Genomic DNA, 18,442 nt, shown 5'->3' on the forward strand with positions numbered 1-18,442 from the left:
GAGCCGTGTCCGACCCCCTTGCATCAGCCTGGCGTCTCTCGGTCTCTGCCTTGACGCGCATTCTTTCGACGAACCGGTGCCCCCTTCGTCGAAATGCGCTCTAGAACTCCATGTCGAGTTCTTCGATCTCCTCCGGCTCGCTTTCGGCCGACGCCGCCCACTCGCTCATCAGATCCCAGGCGAGGATCGTGTCGCGGTAGGTGGCCGTCGTGAAGGGGAGGGCGACGTCGTAGGTGCGAAAGCGGGTGCAGACGGGCGCGTACATCGCGTCCGCCAGGGTGGGGCGCGCGCCGAACAGGTAGGGCCCGCCCGAGCGCGACAGGCAATCCTCGAAGATCGCGCAGATCCGCTCGATGTCGCCCTTGGCGCCGTTGAAGATCTTGAAGCCGCGATGGAGGCTGCGCAGGTTCATCGGCAGCGCCGAGCGCAGGTTGACGAAGCCGCCATGCATCTCGCCCGAAACCGCGCGGCAGCGCGCGCGCTCAGCGGGCGCTTCGGGCAGAAGGCCGGCTTCCGGACGGATCTCATTGAGATATTCGGCGATGGCGAGCACGTCCCACACCACGATCGCGCCGTGCTCCAGCCGCGGCACGAGGAAGGACGGCGAGAGGTGGAGCAGTTCGGCCCGCGTCGAGGCGTCCGAGCCGGACAGCACCTCCACCGCGAGATCGAGCCCGGCCATCCGGCACAGCAGCCAGCCGCGCAGTGACCAAGACGAGTAGTTGCGGCTGGAGATCGTGAGCGTCGCCTCGGCCATGGCCCTCTCCCCGGATGCACGTCGCCCGGGCCTGCTGCCCGGAACCCAGCACTTGATGTTTTTCTAGGGCAAGTCTTGTGCCGGATCTCGGGCCCTCTGCCCGCCTTTCCGGCAATAGAATTCTTCTCCCATAAACTCCTATGCAAGGTGATGCATCCACACCACAGGGGCGCAATATATACTTTTGATCGGTTGCGCCCAATCCAGAACCGCTTAGCCTGTCCCGTCTGGCATCGTCACGTGGGGCGGCAGTGGCGACCGGAAACGTGAAGCGGGCGAATCCGGGCCGTTCGGGCGTTCGCGAGAGATGGATGCGTGCAGGCACCTTGCGCGCTTGGAGTTTGCGCCCGATGCTCTACCAAGCCCTCGATGTCCAATCGGACATCGCCCGGCAGACCCGCCAATGGGGCCGCCTGCTGCAGGAAGCCTCCGCGCCGTGGATGCGGACGCCCTGGCACGACGCCGCGAAATGGTGGTCGGCGGGCGCGCGCATGATGATGCGCGCCGGCCTCACCTTCGCGCGGCCGGCCTACGGCATCCACGCCGTCATGGTCGGCAACCGCGAAGTGCCGGTGATCGAGGAGCCGGTGCTCGCCACGCCCTTCGGCACGCTGCTCCGCTTCCGCAAGGACATCGACACCGTCCAGCCCAAGGTGCTGGTGCTCGCCCCCCTCTCGGGCCACTTCGCCACGCTGCTGCGCAGCACCGTGCGCACGCTGCTGCCCGACCACGACGTCTACATCACCGACTGGCACAACGCCCGCGACGTGCCGCTCTCGGAAGGGCGTTTCGGCTTCGACGACTACGTCGATCACGTGGTGCGCTTTCTGGAAACCATTGGCGAGGGCACCCACCTCATGGCCGTGTGCCAGCCCGCGGTGCAGGCGCTCGCCGCCACGGCGCTGATGGCGCACACCAAGAATCCGGCGCAGCCGCGCAGCATGACCCTGATGGCCGGACCGGTCGATTGCCGCGTCAGCCCGACCTCGGTGAACCGGCTTGCGGTCTCGAAGCCGATCGAGTGGTTCGAGAAGAACCTGATCGAGACGGTGACCGGACGCCACAAGGGGGCGGGGCGGCGGGTCTATCCCGGCTTCACGCAGGTCTCCGCCTTCGTCTCGATGAATGCCAAGCGCCACAGAGACGCGCATACGGACCTGTTCTGGCACTATGTCGACGGCAGCGCCGACAAGGCGCAGGCGATCGAGACCTTCTACGACGAGTATTTCGCCGTCCTCGACCTCGCCGCCGAGTTCTACCTCGAGACGGTCAAGATCGTCTTCCAGGACTACACCCTGGCCCGCAACCAGCTCACCTACCGCGGCGAGCCCATCGATATGGGCGCGATCCGGCGCACCGCCCTGATGACGGTGGAAGGCGAGCGCGACGACATCTGCGCCGTGGGCCAGACCATGGCCGCCCACGACCTCTGCTCGAGCCTGCCGCCGCACATGAAGACCCACCACCTCCAAACCGGCGTGGGTCACTACGGCGTGTTCTCGGGCCGCAAGTGGGAGGCGCAGACCTATCCGCTCGTACGCAACTTCATCGCCTCGCACGCCTGAGTGTCTCTCACAAAACTCCCGCCGCGCTGTCATCGCCAGAACGAGAACGGTCAGAGACCGGGAGTTTTGTGAGGCACTCTGAAACCGTCTCTCTGCCCTTGCTCTCTGCCTTGCGGGGCGAAGCCGGCGCCATCCATGGCGCAGCGTTTCCGGATCGGATAACGCCTTGGGTGACCTCGGCTTCGCCGCGCGAGGGCGGGACAGGAAGAAACCGCGCGGCGGCTTTGCAAGAGGCTTTCCTGCACTTCCAACACGAACCTGTTTCGTGTATGCCGCGCGCTCAGGTGCAATTCTTTCGCACCGATTCGGCTGCCGTCACGACGCCTCCTCCGGAATGCAGCCCGGAGACAGGGGCGCCCGACGGCTTTTTCCCGGTTCAGCCGGGATTCCGGGGCCGGTGCGGTTCGAAACGACAAATCTAGGGGTTGATTCCGTTGCAGGTACTCGTTCGCGATAACAACGTCGATCAGGCGCTCCGCGTCCTCAAGAAGAAGATGCAGCGCGAGGGCATCTTCCGCGAGATGAAGCAGCGCAAGGCCTACGAGAAGCCCTCCGTGCGCAAGGCGCGTGAGAAGGCCGAGGCTGTCCGCCGCGCCCGCAAGCAGGCCCGCAAGACCGCGATCCGCGAGGGCCTGATCGCCGCTCCGAAGCCGAAGCCCCGTACCGGTGCTCCGCGCCGCCCCGGCATGCCGAGCTTCTCGCAGCAGCCCGCAGCGGCCCCCGCCGCCGCTCCGGCGCCCGCTGCTTCCTGATCCGCGCCGGCCGCCGCGCGCAGCCCGCAGCATCGCGATACGAAAAAAGCCCCGCCGGCTCGACCGGCGGGGCTTTTTTCCATTGTCTGAACGTCTGGCGTTAGGCGGCCTTGGCCGTCAGGGTGGCGCGCTCGGCCTGCCGCAGCAGTTCCAGCGGCAGCCAGGGCTTGCGCATGTAGACGGCATGCGGCGGAATCTCGGTCCGGCGCTCCTCGCGGCCCCCGGAGGTCACCACGAGCCGCACCTCCGGCCAGCGATCCTCGACCGCGCGCGCCAACGCCGCCCCGTCCATCTTGCCCGAGAGGCGCGTGTCGGCGATCACCATCGCCACGGTCACGTCCCCGCGTTCGAGAACGGCCAACGCGTCCTCGGCGCTCGAACAGGCGATGACGTCGAGGTCGGTCTCCTCGATTAGGACGGTCGCGAGGTCGCGGGCGGCCTCGTCCTCCTCGACGACGAGCGCGACCGGGCTGTCTCCGGAATGAGCCATGATGTCTCCCTGAAGCTGTGCGAGCGGTTCGGAAGCGGCGGCCCATGGGCACGCCGCGGCGGAATCGGCGGCGCCGACGATGCTTGCCCTGCGACAACAAGTTCGGGGACGATCGGTTCAGCGAAATTGCACCAGCCTGAACCCTTCCGATCGACCCCTCCCTTAACGGACTGTTCACTACACGGAACGAATTGTTACAGTCCGGCGACACGCAGCGGTCCGAGCGGACCGATGCTTGCATAGCTCGCTCCGGACCGCAAAGGAGGCTCTTGTCCCGCCATGTGCCGCTTCCTCGCCTATCTCGGTGAGCCGGTCTTTCTGAACGAGCTGGTCTGCGCCCCGACCCATTCGCTGGTCCATCAGTCGCTGCACGCCTCCGAGGCGAAGACCGAGACCAACGGTGACGGGTTCGGGATCGGCTGGTACGGCGAGCATGCCGAGCCCGGCCTCTACCGCGACATCTGCCCGGCCTGGTCGGACGAGAACCTCGTGAACCTGTGCCGGCAGGTGCGGGCGCGGACATTCTTCGCCCATGTGCGGGCGGCCACCGGCACGGCGACGACGCGGGCCAACTGCCACCCGTTCGCTCATGGCCGCCACCTGTTCATGCATAACGGCCAGATCGGCGGCTATCACCGGATCAAGCGGCGCCTCGAGGCGATGATCCCCGACGCGCTGTACGACACCCGCCGCGGCTCGACGGATTCGGAGGCGCTGTTCCTGCTGGCGCTCGCCAACGGCCTCGATTCCGATCCCGTCGGCGCCATGGAGGCGACCTGCACCACCGTGCGCGACCTGATGCAGGAGGCGCACATCGCCGAAGCCTTCCGCTTCACCGCCGTGCTCACCGACGGCGAGAGCCTCACCGCCTTCCGCTGGGCCTGCGACGGGCGCCCGCCGAGCCTGTATTACCGCGAGAGCGAGCGCGGCCTCACCGTCGTCTCCGAGCCGATCGACGGCTGCAAGGAGGGCTGGACGATCGTGCCCAAGGGCGGAACGCTGCGGGCGACCCGCGGCAGCCGCGCCGTCGTCAGCCTGCCGCGCACGGAGCGCGCCGCCGCCTGAGGCTTGCCCAGGCGGGGCAGCCGTGATCAAGGCTTCGAAAGGACGAGTCCTTGTCAAAGGTGCAGGGCAGGGCCCTGCAAATCGGCTGTGCCGACGTCAGGGCGCTGCCCTGACAACCCGCCAAAGGGCTTGAAGCCCTTTGGGATCCCCGATGAGCATTGAGTTCGAGACGGTCGCCGGCCTGTTCGGCGTGGCCGTGGTGGCGGGCGCCGTCGACGCCATCGCGGGCGGGGGCGGGCTGATGACCCTGCCGGCCCTGCTGCTCGCCGGGCTCGACCCCGTGAGCGCGATCGCCACCAACAAGCTTCAGGGCAGCGCCGGCTCGGTCTCGGCCACGATCGCTTTCGCCCGGCGCGGGCTGATCCGCTGGCGCGAGGCCGGGCCCGCCGCACTCGGGGCCGGCCTCGCTTCGGTGGGCGGCGCGCTCTGCGTCAGCCTGCTGCCGCGCCCGGTCCTCGACGCATTGGTGCCGCTCATGCTCGTCGGCATCGCACTCTACTTCGCCACCGCACGGCGGATGAGCAACGAGGATGCGGCGGCACGGATCACCCCCGGCCTGTTCGCGGTGACGCTGGCCCCTGCTGTCGGCTTCTACGACGGGGTGTTCGGGCCCGGTGCCGGCTCGTTCTACATGATCGGCTTCGTGACGCTGCTCGGCCTCGGCGTGGTGCGGGCTACCGCCCACACCAAGCTCTCGAACGCCGCGAGCAACCTCGGCAGCCTCGCCCTGTTCACGCTCCAGGGCGCGGTGATCTGGCCGGTGGGGCTCGCGATGGCCGTCGGCGCCTTTCTCGGCGCCCAGGTCGGCTCGGCGCTCGCCGTGCGCCTCGGCGCCCGGTTGATCCGCCCGCTCCTTGTCGTCATCGCCTGTGCGATGGCGCTACGCCTGCTGTCGAACCCGGCCAACCCGTTGCGTCAGGCCGTGGCCGGGTTCTTTTTGTAGAGGCGTCAGCCTCTTGAGGGCCGACGCTTCAGCGCGGGATGAAGGCCCAATAGTCGAGATCGAGGATCACCGACGGGTCGTAGCCCTCGCCCTGCTTGTCCGGATAGGCGCCGCAAGCCTGGTTCTTGGTCGCCACCGTGCGTAGGCGCAGCGCGCCGATATCGCTGCGGCCGGGCAGTTCGGCCGTCTCCAGCACCTCGGACCACGCATAGACCGTGTCACCGGCAAAGAGCGGCGCGACGTGGCGGCCGGCATTGATGCCGCCGATGGCGAACGCGTTGGCGAGCCCGTTGAAGCTGAGCGCGCGGGCGAGCGAGATGACGTGGCCGCCATAGATCAGGCGCTTGCCGAACTTCGTCTCCTTGGTCGCCACCGCGTCGAAATGGACCTTGGCGGTGTTCTGGAACAGGCGCGTGGCGATCTGGTGCTCGGCCTCCTCGACGGTCATGCCATCGACGTGGTCGATCTTCTCGCCGACCGCGTAATCCGCGAAGCGATGCGGGCTGCCGGCCAGCGCATTGTCGTAGGCGGCCGGATCGAGCGGGGGCAGGGCGTGGGCGAGGTCGGCCGGGTTCACCACCTTGGCGAGCTGCGGCACGTGCTCCTCGGCGATCTTGGCCTCCGGGTCGCGCTTGCGCACGAGAACCCAGCGGCAATAGCTCAGCACGGTCCGCCCCGAGGCGTCGGAGCCGGTGGAGCGGACGTAGACCACGCCGGTCTGGCGGTTGGAGCTTTCCTTGAGGCCGATCACCTCGGAGACGGTCGAGAGCGTCTCGCCGGGATAGACCGGGCGGTGGAAGCCGCCCTCGGCGTAGCCGAGATTGGCCAGCGCGTTGAGCGAGACGTCCGGCACGGTCTTGCCGAACACGACGTGGAAGGTGAGCAGGTCGTCGAGCGGGCTCGCCGGATAGCCGATCGCCTTGGCGAAGGCGTCCGAGGACTGCACGGCGAAGCGCGGACCGTAGAGGGCAGTGTAGAGGGCCACGTCGCCCGTGGTGACGGTGCGCGGCGTGGCATGGCGGATGGTCTCCCCGAGGCGGAAATCCTCGAAGAAGCGGCCCGGATTGGTCTTCATGGCGCGCGTCGCTCCCTGTGCGGCTCTTGCTGGCCGAGCGGGCACCGTCTTGAATATCGTATTCAGAACGAGGCCCTAAACTCTGACATTGCATCGGCTTTTCGGCCGAACCGATGCCCGACCGCCTTAGCAACGAGCCCGGCGCCCGCGCAATGCCGCGCTTGACGCCGGGGTGGGTCGCGCCGGAGACGCGGTCAGAAGGCCAGTTGGACGTAGAGGTCGGTGGCGAGCTTCTGGGCGAACAGCAGCAGCAGGATCAGGATGATCGGCGAGATATCGACGCCGCCGAGATTGGGCAGCAGGTTCCGGATCGGCCGCAGCACCGGCTCGGTGACGCGATAGAGGAATTCGCCGATCTGCGAGACGATCGGATTGCGCACATTGACCACGTTGAAGGCCACGAGCCAGCTCAGCACGGCGCTCGCAACGAGGACGTAGATGTAGAGCTGGATGATGGTGTTGAAGAGCCAGAGCAGGGCGTTCATGCGGGGGGTTTCGGTCCTCATCGCCCCGCACGGAGACCCGGCGTGAGGGACGCGGGTGCGGCGGGAAATTTCCGGAATTGACAGGCCGAAGCGGACAAGCCTACAAGGCCCTCGCCTCGGACGGGGCTGTAGCTCAGATGGGAGAGCGCCGCAATCGCACTGCGGAGGTCAGGGGTTCGATTCCCCTCAGCTCCACCAGGTTTTCCTCGCGAGGAAAGCCGAATGGTGGCAATGGGTTATGAGAGCGGAAAATGACCGCTCTCCCCGGTAGTCCCCATTCAGGGGACGGTTTTTTCCAAGCTTATGGGCTGTGCACCTTACACTCTTGAAGGTCATTCCTTCGTGGGCGCCTGCTCCTGACCCTTACCGCTCTTCTTCTCAAAGATCCGCTCGCAGCCAGCCTTGGTCAGCGCATCGCGCTGCAAGTCGAAGTTCTATCCTGAGTCGAGACACGGGCGTATCCGGCGAGCATGCTAGGGCAGTCAAACAATGCCCTAATGCGTGCAATAGATTTGCGGGTATATTGTCATCACAAAAACAGCGTTGTTTCGGCAGGCCGTCCGAGGCCCCCCATATGCGCAAGGAAAACGTTCGTTTTACGGATACGCGCGATCGCACAACCAGAAGACCACGCGGGGCGGGAAACGGCATTTGAGCAAGCGGAGACTGGACCGCTGCTTCGCGCCATGAGCTGACATTCGAGCAAATGCGCGGGGATGGCTGCTTGTGCCCCGAAAGCTGCCGTTAGCTCGTAGTCGACCGCACGAGCTCGATCTCGGCCGGGTGGTGGCCGAAATCGACTCCGTGGTCGATTGCGCCGGCGGTGAACTTCAGCGCCGCCCCCCTCCCTTGAGCTTCGGCGTGAAGCGCGCGGCCCTGTTCGCGCCGGGCGACGAAACTGTCGCGGCCTTGCGCTGCGCTGAGGTGACCTTCGTCGTCCGAGGTTGAGGTTGGCCTTTCCGGTTTCCGCAACACCTAAGAGTGCCTCACAAAACGCCCGGTCTCTGACCGTTCTCGCTCTGGCGATGACAGCGCGGCGGGAGTTTTGTGAGAGACACTAAGCGCCCAACGCGTCAGCCGACATCAATAGCAACCGGCGTTCTCATGCGATCGGCGGAAGGCGCATGGCCTTGCGAAAGGCCTTGTCAAAGGCGCTTGCCGGTACGAAGCGTCGCAGCAGACTAATCTGCCGTGCCTTGGATCCCGCGGTGTACCGGCGCTTGGGTGTCGCGGTCGTGGCGGCGCTCACGATGACCTTCGCCACGACCTCGGGCGCATCTGCGGTCATCATGACATCGGCCAGGAAGCGGTTACGCCCGGCGCGCTTCGTCTCGTAAACGTCGAGGGGCGTATCGGATCGAACGAGGTTCCGGTCGAACGCGGTCCGCGTGAAGGCGGGCTCCACGAGTACGATCCGGATGCCCTGGCTACGGACCTCGTGGTCGAGCGACTCCGAGTAGCCCTCGACCGCGTGCTTGCTGGCGCCATACAGGGCCATGTAAGGCGCGGGAATAAAGCCCTGCACCGAGCTCACGTTGATGATGCGGCCACCCTTCTGGGCACGCATCAGGGGAAGGACCGCACGGGTCGTGCGGATGACGCCGAACAGGTTCACGTCGAACATGGCCTGCGCCTGCGCAATCGAGGTTTCCTCAGCAGGGCCGCTGATGCCGAAACCGGCATTGTTCACGAGCAGGTCGATGCGGCCGGTCTCGCCGAAGACCGTCTCGACCATCTCGGTGACGGACGCGTCCTCGGTGACGTCGCAGACCAGCATGCTTATCCCGCCCCCGGCGGCAGGCACCGATTTCCGGCTTGTCCCGAACACGCGGTAGCCCGCAGCCCGCAAGGCTTTGGCGGTCGATAACCCGATGCCGGAGGCGGCCCCGGTGACGATTACGGTCTTGGTGCTGCCCTGGGTCACGATGACCTCCCATTGTCGCGACAGGCCACTGCCGCAGACCTCAATACATTACGATCGTAATTTTAATTGGCAAGCTGCATCGATCGCATCGATGCAGCTTGACGGTTTTCCCTGCGGGATCGCGAGGGCGTGGGATCCCAGTGTCGGCGGCTTGTCGGATCGGACCTTGCGTAGGATATACCCACGTCTCGTCTAGCGAGCCGGTACCCCGATGCGCGCACCCCACACGTTGATGACGTTGGAGGTCGTGGCAGGCGCGAGAACCTCGCCCTCGACCACGGTGCCGACCTGGCCCGAAACGTAGGTGCGCTTCGGAGCGATGGCACGGAAGGCATCCCGCTTGGGGGCGGCGACCGTCCCGGAAGCGGCCCGGGCGCCGGGGACGTCGAAGGTATGGCCCCACGCCTCGAAAGTGCGACCTTCCTGGGCGGCGGCCGAAGCGGTGAAGCCGGCGACGACTGCGGCAGCGGCGAGAATGGAACGAACGGTCATCGGAGTTCTCCTCATCGACGGAGCGGCTGGCCCTGCCGGTTCGCTTCGAACCAGTGGCCTCTCTCTGCGATAACGTTGATATAAACCTATCCGAACTGACGGCTGTGTGGCGGCGCACATAGTTGATATCAACCCTTCAAGGGCATCTCCGAGCAGCTGTTTCCGGCTTTGGACGCATGCAAACCGCACCTATATCGTTGGTATCAACCTTCCAGGGAGCCGCCATGGCCCGAGATCCCGTCCTGACCCCGACGATGGCCGCATCGGTCGAACGGAGCTGCTACAGCTTCGCGGCGCAGAAGGCTGCGCGCGCCATCGGGCGCAGGTACGACGCCGCCCTTCGACCGACCGGGCTCTCGAACTGGCAATTCACGTTGCTGATGATGCTGGTTCGCGAGGAGCCGCCGACCATCAGCGCCCTGGCGCAGCACCTGGCGACGGATCGCACGACTATCACGGCCAACCTGAAGCCCCTGGAGCGCCGCGGCCTCGTGACCGTCCAGGGCGATGCGGAGGATCGTCGTGTCCGGCGGGTCGTACTCAGCGAAGAGGGCCGCACGCTCCTCGCCGAAGCGTACCCTCTCTGGCAGCAGGCCCAGGCGACGGTTGCCCGGCAACTCGGCAAGGTCGATCAGGACGCCTTTCGTGCCGCCGTGATGGCCCTGTCGGCGTGAGTTCGGCCAAAGCGTCCCGGGAACCGAGGCTTGCTCAGGCTTCGAACGTATCCGAATCTTCCGCCCTCGTTCGGCGTCACGGGGAGGGGAGTTCGTGCCGGTGCGCAACGGCGATACCGCACAGTAGCGCCATCAGGCCGAGCGCCGGGGCAGCCAGCATCGCCGGGTCGCCGACGCGCAGGTGGCTGACCGCACCACCCGCCATTAAGACAGCAAGGAGCAGTGCACCGTACGCGACATGTCCCCGGACCCAGAGCAAGACCGCACCCAGCATTTCAGCGAGACCCGCCAGGTACATGAACCATGGCGCGTAGCCGAAGCGTGCGAAGTTCATGGTCTCGAATTCGGACGCCGCAAGCTTCATTCCTGCCGCCCCGACGAAGACCGTCGCGAGCAGCATCCGGAGCGCCCGGTCGCCGAGTTGCCGTTTACACGGCGTGATGGAGATCCCCCCTGTCCCCTGAGGTGCGGAAGTCAGCGTCTCACGCCCGCGGCTGGAGCTAGCGTTCCGGAAGTTACGGAGGGTGGGCCGAGGGCGTCGCTCGGGAACATCTTGCCCGTCGCGAAGGCCGCCGCGTTGACGAGCCCCATAGTGACGAACCCGGCCGACATGGCGATGAATGTTCCGGTGAGGCCGAGCCCGAGCGCCAAGGCGAGCCAAGCACCGCCCAATGCGACCCCCATCCGAAGGAGGCTGGCGGCGAGCGGCCAGCCGACACGTCCTGCACCCTGAGCGGCGAAGTACAGGGCCAGCCCGAAGCCGAAAAATCCGTAGAACGGGCCGACGATTCGCAGGTAGAGCGAGCCCGTTGCGAGCATCGCCGGATCGTCTGCGAACAAGCCGAGCCACGCGGCCGGATGCAGGGCCGCCGCGAGCCCGATGAACTCCGTCAGGACACCGGCGATGAGGGCACCCGTCAGTGCCGCCTGGCGGGCTCGTACGTGGTCGCCCGCTCCCAGGGCCGTACCGACGATGGCTGCGATGGGAGAGCCGAGACCGAACACGAGGGGGACCAAGAGGTATTCGAGCCGGGCGCCGGTCCCGTAGCCGGCCACGGCCGCCGGCCCCGCCGCCCCGGCGAAGCCGGTCGCCACGATGACTGTGACGTTCGAGGTCATGCTGGCGATGCCCGAAAGAACCCCGACGCGCAGGATCTCCCGTGACGGCCCCCAAGAGAGAGCGGGCAAGCGCCGGCTCGGGCGGAGGACGCTGCGGCCGGACCAGATGTAGGCGGCGAAGACCGCGGACCCCGCGGCGTAGTAGGCTGCGAATGCCACGCCACCGCCCGCGACGCCGAACTCGGGGAACGGCCCCCAACCGAAGATGAGCGCGGGCGAGAGCGGGATCAGCACGACGGCCCCGACGCAGGTGACGATGGCCGGAAGCACCATGTTGCCGGTGCCGCGGATCACGGCCGACAGCGCGTTGAACAGCCAGATCAGGACCGCCCCGCCGAACACAATGGACGCGTAGGTGGTCGCCGCTCGGAGCGAGCCTCCGGTCCCGCCCATCGCCGCGTAGAGGGTCGGCCCGAACGGAAGGGCGACGAGGCTCGTCGCAATGCCGAGCCCCAGGCCGAGCACCATCGCGTGCCACGCCAGAATTCCGGCCTCCGCCTGCCGGTCCGCACCCAGCGTGCGGGAGACCGCCGATTGGATGGCGCCCCCCATCCCGCCGGCGGAGAGCATCTGGACCAGCATCACCACCGGAAAGACGAGGGCCATCCCGGCCAATGCGTCCGTCCCGAGCATCGACACGAAATACGTTTCGATAAGGCCGACGGAGGTCTGGACCGCCATCACCAGGATGTTGGGCGCGGCCATCCGGGCGAGTGTCGGCACGATAGGGTCCGTGAGGAGGCGGCGTGTGCGGACGTCCATGAGGGCTCCTGTCCGAGATAGTCCGACGACGCGCTACTGACCGTCCACGGAACGCAGGTGGACGCTCGGGCCATCCGTGCCGGCCTCGGCTTGCTTGGACATCAGCCCCAACTGCCCTTCGGAGACCCAGATTCGGAACGTCGAACCGGCTTCGAAAAGCGCGGCCCCGAAACGTCTCAGGGGGTGATGGTTGAGCGCGCTGCCTGGAGGAGTTCGTCAGCCAGCGCCTCGTCGTCGACGCCCCGCGCCAGCACCACGGCCCCGACCATGGTCGACAGCGCCACGAGCGACCGCTGCCTACGACGCTCCTTCGCGCTCTTAGGCAGTCTGTCCGCGATGAGGCTGGCGAGCCCCTTGACCGCGTGGGTGAACCGCGACCGCAGGGCACTTCCGGCAGGCTCGCGCCCGATATCGTTCACCAGGGCCGCGACGGGGCAGCCTCTCCCAGGTGTCCGGACGTGCCCGAGGGAGAGATAGTTCTCGATGAAGGTGTCGAGGTTCGCCCGGTATTCGTTGCCGATCGCAGCGTCGAACGCCTCGGCCGCGAGGGCATCCTTGTTGGCGAACTGGCCGTAGAAGCCGCCATGGGTCAGGCCGGCGGCCCCCATAATGTCCACGACGCCGATGCCGTTCAGGCCGCGCTCCCGGAACAGGGAGGATGCGACCTCCACGACCCGTTGGCGGTTGAGCTTGGCTTGCTCCTGCGAAACTCTCGGCATCGTATCGTCCTCCGCCGTTGCTGGGATCCATATAGATGCGAGCAGTCATGTATTAAAGCTTCGGCTGGGGATGGACACTCTGGGGTGTCCGACCGTCCCATACCTTTCGCAGAGGCTGTCGACCGACCTGCGCGAAGAGGGCAGGAGCGCAGGCCGGTCGATGCACCGCACGTTCGGAGGACAAACGCGCGATCTCGGGATGTCCCAGGGGCGGGACATCGATGGCGGTCATTCGGGCCTCAGGTCCCGGCCGGCATCGGCACCGCGTCGGCTCCGGCGGCGCTCTCCGCATGGCGCGGCTCCCGCTTCACACGGAACCACAAGGCGTAGAGGGCAGGCAGGAACAGCAGGGTGAGCAGCGTGCCAACACCGACGCCGCCAATCAGCACGTAAGCCAGTGCCCCCCAAAACACCGAGTGGGTGAGCGGGATGAAGGCCAGCATCGCGGCCGCCGCCGTCAAAATGACCGGCCTGGCGCGCCGGACGGTCGATTCGACGATGGCATCGTAGTCGGAGAGGCCCGCCGCCTGATCGTGATGGATCTGGTCCACGAGGATCAGGGTGTTGCGCATCAGGATGCCCGACAGCGCGATCAGGCCGAGGATCGCGTTGAAGCCGAAGGGCTGGTGGAAGATCAGCAGGGTCGGCGCGGCCCCGACGAGACCGAGCGGGGCGGTCGCGAACACCATGAACATGGCGGAAAATGACCGGACCTGGATCATGATGACCGTCAGCGTGACGATCAGCATCACCGGGAACACAGCTGCCAGCGACATCTGCGCCTTCACGCTCTCCTCGACCGAGCCGGCCGTGTCGATGCGGTAACCCGGCGGCAGCTTGGCCTTGATCGGGTCGAGCAGCGGGAAGACCTGGGCGTGAATGTCCGGCGGTTGCTTACCGTCGAGCACATCGCCCTGGACGCGGATGTAGGTCTCGCGGTTGTAGCGCTTGAGCACCGCGTCCTCGGTACGGCTTTCCAGCCGCGCGACCTGGGACACCGGGACCTGGCGCCCGTCTTTCGTGGCCAGCGTCAGGTCGCCGATGTCGCCGAGTGAGCGCCGCTCGGGACCGGGGCTGCGCAGGAGGACATCCACGGAGCGCAGGTTCTCGCGGACCTGGGTCGCGGGCGTGCCGTTGAGGTAGTTCTGCAACTGCTGGCCGGCCTCCTTCGGGGTCAGGCCGATCAGACGCAGGCGCTCCTGGTCCAGGGCGAGGCGCAGGCTCGGAGTCTTGTCGCCCCAGTCGAGGTGAACCATCCGCATGTTCGGGTTGGAGGCCATAACGCCCGCGACTTCCGCCGCGATGCCGCGGATCACGTCGAGGTCGGGCCCGACCACGCGGAAGGCGACGGGGAAGCGGACCGGCGGCCCGAACACGATCTGCAGCACCCGCACGCGGGCTTCGGGAAAGCGGCCTTCCTCGACGAGCTCGCGCACCTTTACGCGCAGCGCGTCCCGAGCATGGGCGTCGGCGGTCTGTACGACGATCTGCGCAAAAGCCGGGTCGGGCAGTTCGGGGTCGAAGGAGAGCACGAAGCGCGGCATGCCCTGGCCGATATAGCTCGTGATCTCGCGTGCCTCCGGCAGTTCGCGCACGGCTGCCTCGATCCGCTTCACGCTGGACTCGGTGGTGGCGAAGGCCGAGCCTGCCGGCAGCGTCACCTCGACGATGAGTTCGGGGCGCTCCGAGTTCGGGAAGAACTGCTGCTCGACCTTGCCCATGGCGACCACCGCGAGGCCGAACAGCCCGACCGTGATGCCGGCGGCCCACCATTTGTGGTCGACGGACATCCGCACGACGCGCCGCAGGCGCTCGTAGTTCTTCGTGGCGTAGATGGCGTCGTGACCGCCCTCGACCTTCTTGATGTTCGGCAGGAGCTTGACGCCGAGATAGGGCGTGAAGGTCACGGCCACGATCCACGAGATGATCAACGAGAACGAGACCACCCAGAAGATGTTGCCGGCATACTCGCCCGCCGTCGAGGCGGCGAAGCCCACGGGGAGGAAGCCGGCGATGGTAACGAGCGTGCCCGTCAGCATCGGCGCGGCGGTCGAGCTCCAGGCATAGGTCGCCGCCTCGATGCGGTCGTAGCCCTCCTCCATGCGCACCACCATCATCTCGATGGCGATGATGGCGTCGTCGACCAGGAGCCCGAGCGAGATGATCAGGGCGCCCAGCGTGATGCGGTCGAAGTCGCGGCCGGTGAGCATCATCACCACGAACACCGCCGAGAGCGTCAGCGGCACCGCGAGCGCCACCACGATGCCGACGCGGAAGCCAAGCGCGACGAGGGACACGAAGATCACCACGCCGAGCGCGGTGAAGAACTTCACCATGAACTCGTGGATGGCGTCTTCGATGACCTTCGCCTGGTCGGTGATCTTGGTGAAGGTGATGCCGACGGGCGTCTCGTGGTGGATCGCCACCTCTTCTGCGTTGAGCGCCTCGCCGAGCTTGAGGCCGTTGTAGCCGGGCTTCATCACGAGGCCGAGCATCAGCGCGGGCTCACCGTCGTTGCGGATCTCGAAGGTCCGAGGGTCCTCGTAGCCGCGCTTCACCTCGGCGATGTCGCCGAGCTTGAGGCTGCGGTCGCCGGCGGCCACGGGCAGGTTGCGGATCGCGTCGAGCCCGTCGATGGCGCCGTCCAGTCGCAGGTAGACGCGCGGGCCCTCGGCCTCGACGAAACCCGCGGGCGTCACGTCGTTCTGGTTGGCGAGCGCGGCCAAGACCTGCTGGCCGTTGATCCCGAGGGTGGCGAGGCGCTGGTAGGAGATCTCGACGAAGATCTTCTGGGCCTGCTCACCGAGGATATTAATCTTCTCGACGCCCGGCACCCGTAGCAGGCGCTGGCGCAAGTCCTCGGCGCGCAGGACCAGTTGCCGGTGCGGCAGGCCCTTGGCCTGCACGGCGTAGAGGGCGAAGTAGATGTCCGAGAACTCGTCGTTGAAGAGCGGCCCGAGCACGCCGCGCGGCAGGCTGGAAGCTTGGTCGGAAAGCTTCTTGCGGGTCTGGTAGAACTCCGACTGAAGTTTCGCCGGCGGCATGTTGTCCTTGAAGATGACCTTGGTCACCATGAGTCCGGGCCGGACCGTGGTCTCGGCACGGTCGTAGTAGACCAGTTCCTGCAGGCGCTTCTCCAGGGGGTCGGCGACCTGGCGCTGCATCTCCTCGGCGGTGGCGCCGGGCCAGGCGGCCGAGACCGTCATGACCTTGACCGTGAACGCCGGGTCCTCGGCCCGTCCGAGCTTCTGGAAAGCGAAGAATCCCGCGCCGGTCAGCGCGATCAGCAGGAACAGGGTGACGGCCCGCTCGCGGACGGCGAGCGCCGAAAGGTTGAAGCCGCTCATCGCACCACCCCCGTCATGCTGGTGGGCGCTCGACGCACCTTCTGATCGGCCTTCAGCAGATGGGCGCCAAGAGCCACGATCCGGTCGCCCGGATTGAGGCCGGCGGCGACTTCGGCGCGCTCCTCGCCCATGCGGGCCACCTGCACAGCCTGCGGCTTCACCGTCTCGCTGGCGGCGTCATAGCGCCAAACCGAGGTGCCGCGCCCCTGGTCGAACAGGGCGGCGAGGGGCACCTCGACCGTCGCGGTGCGGACAGCCTCAGGAGATTTGAGCTGCAGGGTGACGGTCGCCCCGAGCGAAGCGTCTTCACCACCACCCGAAAGGATGTAGCGCGCCCGGTAAGTTCGAGTGGCCGGATCGGCAATGGCGGACAACTCCCGCAAGCGCGCCGGGTAGGTTGCTTCGCCCTCGGCATAGAGCGTTGCCTTGGCTTCGCCCTTGGCCAGACCACGGCTTGCCTCGGGCAAGAAGATCTCCGCCTCCCGAGACCCGTCGCGCGCCAGCCTGACCACGGTTTGGCCCGCAGCGACCACTTCCCCGGGATAGGAGGGAACCTCCATCACCACGCCGTCGGCATCGGCCTTGAGCTCGGCGTAACCTGCCTGGTTCTCGATCTGGCCGGCCTGGGCTTCGGCATTGGCGAACTGGGCGATGGCTGCATCGGCCGCACCCTTGTTCTGGTCGTAGGTCTGCTTCGAGGTCCAGCCGTCGGCCACGAGCTTACGGCTACGCTCCTCGTCGGCCTTGGCCTTGATCATCTGGGCGCGGGCAGCCTCGACGGAGGCGCGCGCGGCATTGAGGGCGAGGGTGAAGTCGGTCCGGTCGAGGCGCATCAACGGCTGACCGAGGTGCACGCGGTCACCCGGATCGACGAGACGCTCGAAGATCTTGCCCCCTACCCGGAAGCCAAGGTTGCTCTCGGTGCGGGCCCTGATCACGCCGGTGTAGCGGGACACGACGCCGGAGCTTGGGGCGACCTCGGTCACTTGGACGAGGGGCGGCTCCGGGTTCACGGCCGTCTCGGCCGGCGAGCAGGCCGCAAGGGCCAAACCGGTCAGACCGATTACCCATCTCGCATCCATAGCCCGTTCCCCCGTGGCCGATTGAGCGCTTAAAATGACGGGCATCATTTATTATGGCCGTCATGTATCGTCAATGGCCTTCGTCTGCCAGCCGGCGGCTCCACGAAAAACGGAGGTTTGGACCTCGAACAGAGAAGCAAGCGAGGCCCACCGCGCCCACATCTGCGGACCAACGCCGATGAGGGATGCGGTCAAGGTAGTCCTGCTCGACCTGGGCGTGCCGGACGGTCAGATACGGACCGAGGCCTTCGGAACGGACCGGCGCGATCCGACCAGAAGGACCTGAAAGTCCGGCAGATTCGTCGGCAAGGTGAGGTTCCTGGACACCGGCAAGATGTCGACGTCTTGGGACGGAGCGGCGCTGCTCGATGTCGCTGACGAGCGAAGGTCCGCATCGACAGCGCCTGTCGCTCCGGAACGTGCGGAACCTGCAGGGTGAAGCTGAAGAACGGAAAAGTCCGGATGCCCGTGCAGGACGCACTCAGCGACGCCGATCGGGGGGATGACTACATCCTAGCCTGCCAAGCCGGGCCGGAAGGTGACGTGGCGTTGGAAGCCTAACGCCTCGTTCGCCAGGGGCGAGCGCTGCCGCGAGAACGAACTCAACCGCTTCCACGCCGAAGAATTCTGAGACCGCGTCTTGGGCGAAAGAGCCGACATCCTGGCCGAACGCGGCACCCTGCCGTCAGCCGAAATTCTGCCTGAACTCCAAACCTTGACCGTCCGCGGCGTCGCCCTGCACGGATGGCAAAGCGGGGGGTCGGACGGTGTTCCTTGCGGGCCGGCGTCGGGCATTGAGTTCGATGGATGCAGGGCCGCTAATGTGCCCGAACCGGCAGTTGTCGTGACCGCCTACCGGTCTGGTTCTTCCTACGGAGCGGACATCTGGGTTGGCAGACTTAAGGTCCGCAAGGGATCATTCGGAACCCTCCGGGGCGACCATGACATTGGCTCGCCGCAGCCACTGCAACCGCAGCGTCGATTCAGATTTCGGTCTGCTCCGAGAGGATCAGCGCGTCATCGACTTCGGTGTCGAGATAGAGCGATGCGCTCAACGTCACGTCGGACAGAGCGGGCGCGTCATCGTGTGCGATCGCGGCTTGGTCAGGCGCCAAAGCCCGCCCCTTGTATGACACCACGAGCACACCATCTCATGGCCATCCAACGGGATGGTTTAAGGATGGTCTCGAG

General features: G+C 66.6%; 18 protein-coding genes, 1 tRNA gene and 1 pseudogene. 7 read left to right on the forward strand and 13 right to left on the reverse strand.

Annotation, left to right across the window (positions count from 1 at the left end):
- Positions 1-100 precede the first annotated feature (100 nt).
- Positions 101-757, reverse strand: a complete 657-nt coding sequence (locus tag OVA30_RS15210; RefSeq protein ID WP_003606293.1) for a glutathione S-transferase family protein — start codon at positions 755-757, stop codon at positions 101-103.
- Between the two features lie 350 nt (positions 758-1,107).
- On the opposite strand from OVA30_RS15210, the gene OVA30_RS15215 reads away from it, so the two are divergent.
- Both OVA30_RS15215 and rpsU read left to right on the forward strand, forming a co-directional pair.
- Complete coding sequence (locus OVA30_RS15215; RefSeq protein ID WP_268177503.1) at positions 1,108-2,322, forward strand: polyhydroxyalkanoate depolymerase; 1,215 nt, start codon at positions 1,108-1,110, stop codon at positions 2,320-2,322.
- 434 nt (positions 2,323-2,756) lie between these two features.
- Entirely contained in the window at positions 2,757-3,074 is a 318-nt protein-coding gene (gene rpsU / locus OVA30_RS15220) for a 30S ribosomal protein S21 (protein WP_012254978.1), read from the forward strand.
- A 100-nt stretch (positions 3,075-3,174) separates the two neighbouring features.
- Here rpsU and OVA30_RS15225 read toward each other — a convergent pair whose 3' ends face one another.
- Positions 3,175-3,564 (reverse strand): response regulator, encoded by a 390-nt coding sequence (locus OVA30_RS15225; protein ID WP_085856205.1) that lies wholly within the window; start codon positions 3,562-3,564, stop codon positions 3,175-3,177.
- A 279-nt stretch (positions 3,565-3,843) separates the two neighbouring features.
- Here OVA30_RS15225 and OVA30_RS15230 point away from each other — a divergent pair, with 279 nt between their 5' ends.
- Together OVA30_RS15230 and OVA30_RS15235 are read left to right on the forward strand one after the other, a co-directional pair.
- Positions 3,844-4,629, forward strand: coding sequence for a class II glutamine amidotransferase (locus OVA30_RS15230; protein WP_003604305.1), 786 nt, complete (start codon positions 3,844-3,846; stop codon positions 4,627-4,629).
- Positions 4,630-4,780: 151 nt separating this feature from the next.
- Positions 4,781-5,572: a TSUP family transporter gene (locus OVA30_RS15235; RefSeq protein ID WP_268175955.1), complete on the forward strand. Its 792-nt coding sequence runs from the start codon at positions 4,781-4,783 to the stop codon at positions 5,570-5,572.
- A gap of 28 nt (positions 5,573-5,600) precedes the next feature.
- Here the strand turns inward: OVA30_RS15235 and OVA30_RS15240 are convergent, their stop codons facing one another.
- Both OVA30_RS15240 and OVA30_RS15245 read right to left on the reverse strand, forming a co-directional pair.
- Positions 5,601-6,647 (reverse strand): MaoC family dehydratase, encoded by a 1,047-nt coding sequence (locus OVA30_RS15240; RefSeq protein WP_015823963.1) that lies wholly within the window; start codon positions 6,645-6,647, stop codon positions 5,601-5,603.
- A gap of 194 nt (positions 6,648-6,841) precedes the next feature.
- Positions 6,842-7,132: a YggT family protein gene (locus OVA30_RS15245; protein ID WP_003604312.1), complete on the reverse strand. Its 291-nt coding sequence runs from the start codon at positions 7,130-7,132 to the stop codon at positions 6,842-6,844.
- A 122-nt stretch (positions 7,133-7,254) separates the two neighbouring features.
- Between OVA30_RS15245 and OVA30_RS15250 the strand changes: the two genes are divergently transcribed.
- Positions 7,255-7,330, forward strand: a tRNA-Ala gene (locus tag OVA30_RS15250).
- A gap of 137 nt (positions 7,331-7,467) precedes the next feature.
- Here the strand turns inward: OVA30_RS15250 and OVA30_RS15255 are convergent.
- The 3 genes and pseudogenes from OVA30_RS15255 to OVA30_RS15265 all read right to left on the reverse strand — a co-directional run.
- Positions 7,468-7,604 (reverse strand): annotated as a pseudogene (locus OVA30_RS15255) (recombinase family protein); the annotation flags it as partial.
- A 630-nt stretch (positions 7,605-8,234) separates the two neighbouring features.
- On the reverse strand, positions 8,235-9,056 hold the full coding sequence (locus OVA30_RS15260) for an oxidoreductase (protein WP_268175956.1): 822 nt from the start codon (positions 9,054-9,056) through the stop codon (positions 8,235-8,237).
- A 192-nt stretch (positions 9,057-9,248) separates the two neighbouring features.
- Positions 9,249-9,548 (reverse strand): hypothetical protein, encoded by a 300-nt coding sequence (locus tag OVA30_RS15265; protein ID WP_268175957.1) that lies wholly within the window; start codon positions 9,546-9,548, stop codon positions 9,249-9,251.
- A 224-nt stretch (positions 9,549-9,772) separates the two neighbouring features.
- Between OVA30_RS15265 and OVA30_RS15270 the strand changes: the two genes are divergently transcribed.
- A complete protein-coding gene (locus tag OVA30_RS15270; RefSeq protein ID WP_268175958.1) occupies positions 9,773-10,222 on the forward strand; it encodes a MarR family winged helix-turn-helix transcriptional regulator in 450 nt (149 codons plus the stop codon).
- 76 nt (positions 10,223-10,298) lie between these two features.
- Here the strand turns inward: OVA30_RS15270 and OVA30_RS15275 are convergent, their stop codons facing one another.
- The 5 genes from OVA30_RS15275 to OVA30_RS15295 form a co-directional block, all read right to left on the reverse strand.
- A complete protein-coding gene (locus tag OVA30_RS15275; protein ID WP_268175959.1) occupies positions 10,299-10,622 on the reverse strand; it encodes a DoxX family protein in 324 nt (107 codons plus the stop codon).
- Between the two features lie 74 nt (positions 10,623-10,696).
- Positions 10,697-12,103, reverse strand: a complete 1,407-nt coding sequence (locus OVA30_RS15280; RefSeq protein ID WP_268175960.1) for an MATE family efflux transporter — start codon at positions 12,101-12,103, stop codon at positions 10,697-10,699.
- Positions 12,104-12,279: 176 nt separating this feature from the next.
- Positions 12,280-12,822, reverse strand: coding sequence for a TetR family transcriptional regulator (locus tag OVA30_RS15285; RefSeq protein WP_268175961.1), 543 nt, complete (start codon positions 12,820-12,822; stop codon positions 12,280-12,282).
- A gap of 239 nt (positions 12,823-13,061) precedes the next feature.
- On the reverse strand, positions 13,062-16,169 hold the full coding sequence (locus OVA30_RS15290) for an efflux RND transporter permease subunit (RefSeq protein ID WP_268175962.1): 3,108 nt from the start codon (positions 16,167-16,169) through the stop codon (positions 13,062-13,064).
- Entirely contained in the window at positions 16,166-17,251 is a 1,086-nt protein-coding gene (locus OVA30_RS15295; protein WP_056498784.1) for an efflux RND transporter periplasmic adaptor subunit, read from the reverse strand. Before OVA30_RS15295 ends, OVA30_RS15290 begins: the two co-directional genes overlap by 4 nt.
- Before the next feature lie 393 nt (positions 17,252-17,644).
- Between OVA30_RS15295 and OVA30_RS26025 the strand changes: the two genes are divergently transcribed.
- Positions 17,645-17,812, forward strand: coding sequence for a 2Fe-2S iron-sulfur cluster-binding protein (locus OVA30_RS26025; RefSeq protein ID WP_442786133.1), 168 nt, complete (start codon positions 17,645-17,647; stop codon positions 17,810-17,812).
- A 422-nt stretch (positions 17,813-18,234) separates the two neighbouring features.
- On the opposite strand, the gene OVA30_RS15300 is transcribed toward OVA30_RS26025, so the two are convergent.
- Positions 18,235-18,390 carry a hypothetical protein gene (locus OVA30_RS15300; RefSeq protein ID WP_268175963.1) on the reverse strand — a complete coding sequence of 52 codons (156 nt, stop codon included), beginning with the start codon at positions 18,388-18,390 and terminating at the stop codon, positions 18,235-18,237.
- Positions 18,391-18,442 lie beyond the last annotated feature (52 nt).

Origin of the sequence: Methylorubrum sp. SL192 (assembly GCF_026672325.1) — a bacterium.
Lineage (GTDB): Bacteria > Pseudomonadota > Alphaproteobacteria > Rhizobiales > Beijerinckiaceae > Methylobacterium > Methylobacterium extorquens.

Excerpts from the sequence above, each read along its gene's own strand:
- OVA30_RS15270 (WP_268175958.1), top strand. The coding sequence starts at position 9,773 with ATGGCCCGAGATCCCGTCCTGACCCCGACGATGGCCGCATCGGTCGAA.
- OVA30_RS15245 (WP_003604312.1), bottom strand. The coding sequence starts at position 7,132 with ATGAACGCCCTGCTCTGGCTCTTCAACACCATCATCCAGCTCTACATC.
- OVA30_RS15290 (WP_268175962.1), bottom strand. The coding sequence starts at position 16,169 with ATGAGCGGCTTCAACCTTTCGGCGCTCGCCGTCCGCGAGCGGGCCGTC.
- OVA30_RS15240 (WP_015823963.1), bottom strand. The coding sequence starts at position 6,647 with ATGAAGACCAATCCGGGCCGCTTCTTCGAGGATTTCCGCCTCGGGGAG.
- OVA30_RS15295 (WP_056498784.1), bottom strand. The coding sequence starts at position 17,251 with ATGGATGCGAGATGGGTAATCGGTCTGACCGGTTTGGCCCTTGCGGCC.
- OVA30_RS15280 (WP_268175960.1), bottom strand. The coding sequence starts at position 12,103 with ATGGACGTCCGCACACGCCGCCTCCTCACGGACCCTATCGTGCCGACA.
- OVA30_RS15225 (WP_085856205.1), bottom strand. The coding sequence starts at position 3,564 with ATGGCTCATTCCGGAGACAGCCCGGTCGCGCTCGTCGTCGAGGAGGAC.
- OVA30_RS15285 (WP_268175961.1), bottom strand. The coding sequence starts at position 12,822 with ATGCCGAGAGTTTCGCAGGAGCAAGCCAAGCTCAACCGCCAACGGGTC.
- OVA30_RS15275 (WP_268175959.1), bottom strand. The coding sequence starts at position 10,622 with ATGCTGCTCGCGACGGTCTTCGTCGGGGCGGCAGGAATGAAGCTTGCG.
- OVA30_RS15210 (WP_003606293.1), bottom strand. The coding sequence starts at position 757 with ATGGCCGAGGCGACGCTCACGATCTCCAGCCGCAACTACTCGTCTTGG.
- OVA30_RS15230 (WP_003604305.1), top strand. The coding sequence starts at position 3,844 with ATGTGCCGCTTCCTCGCCTATCTCGGTGAGCCGGTCTTTCTGAACGAG.
- OVA30_RS15215 (WP_268177503.1), top strand. The coding sequence starts at position 1,108 with ATGCTCTACCAAGCCCTCGATGTCCAATCGGACATCGCCCGGCAGACC.
- OVA30_RS15235 (WP_268175955.1), top strand. The coding sequence starts at position 4,781 with ATGAGCATTGAGTTCGAGACGGTCGCCGGCCTGTTCGGCGTGGCCGTG.
- OVA30_RS15265 (WP_268175957.1), bottom strand. The coding sequence starts at position 9,548 with ATGACCGTTCGTTCCATTCTCGCCGCTGCCGCAGTCGTCGCCGGCTTC.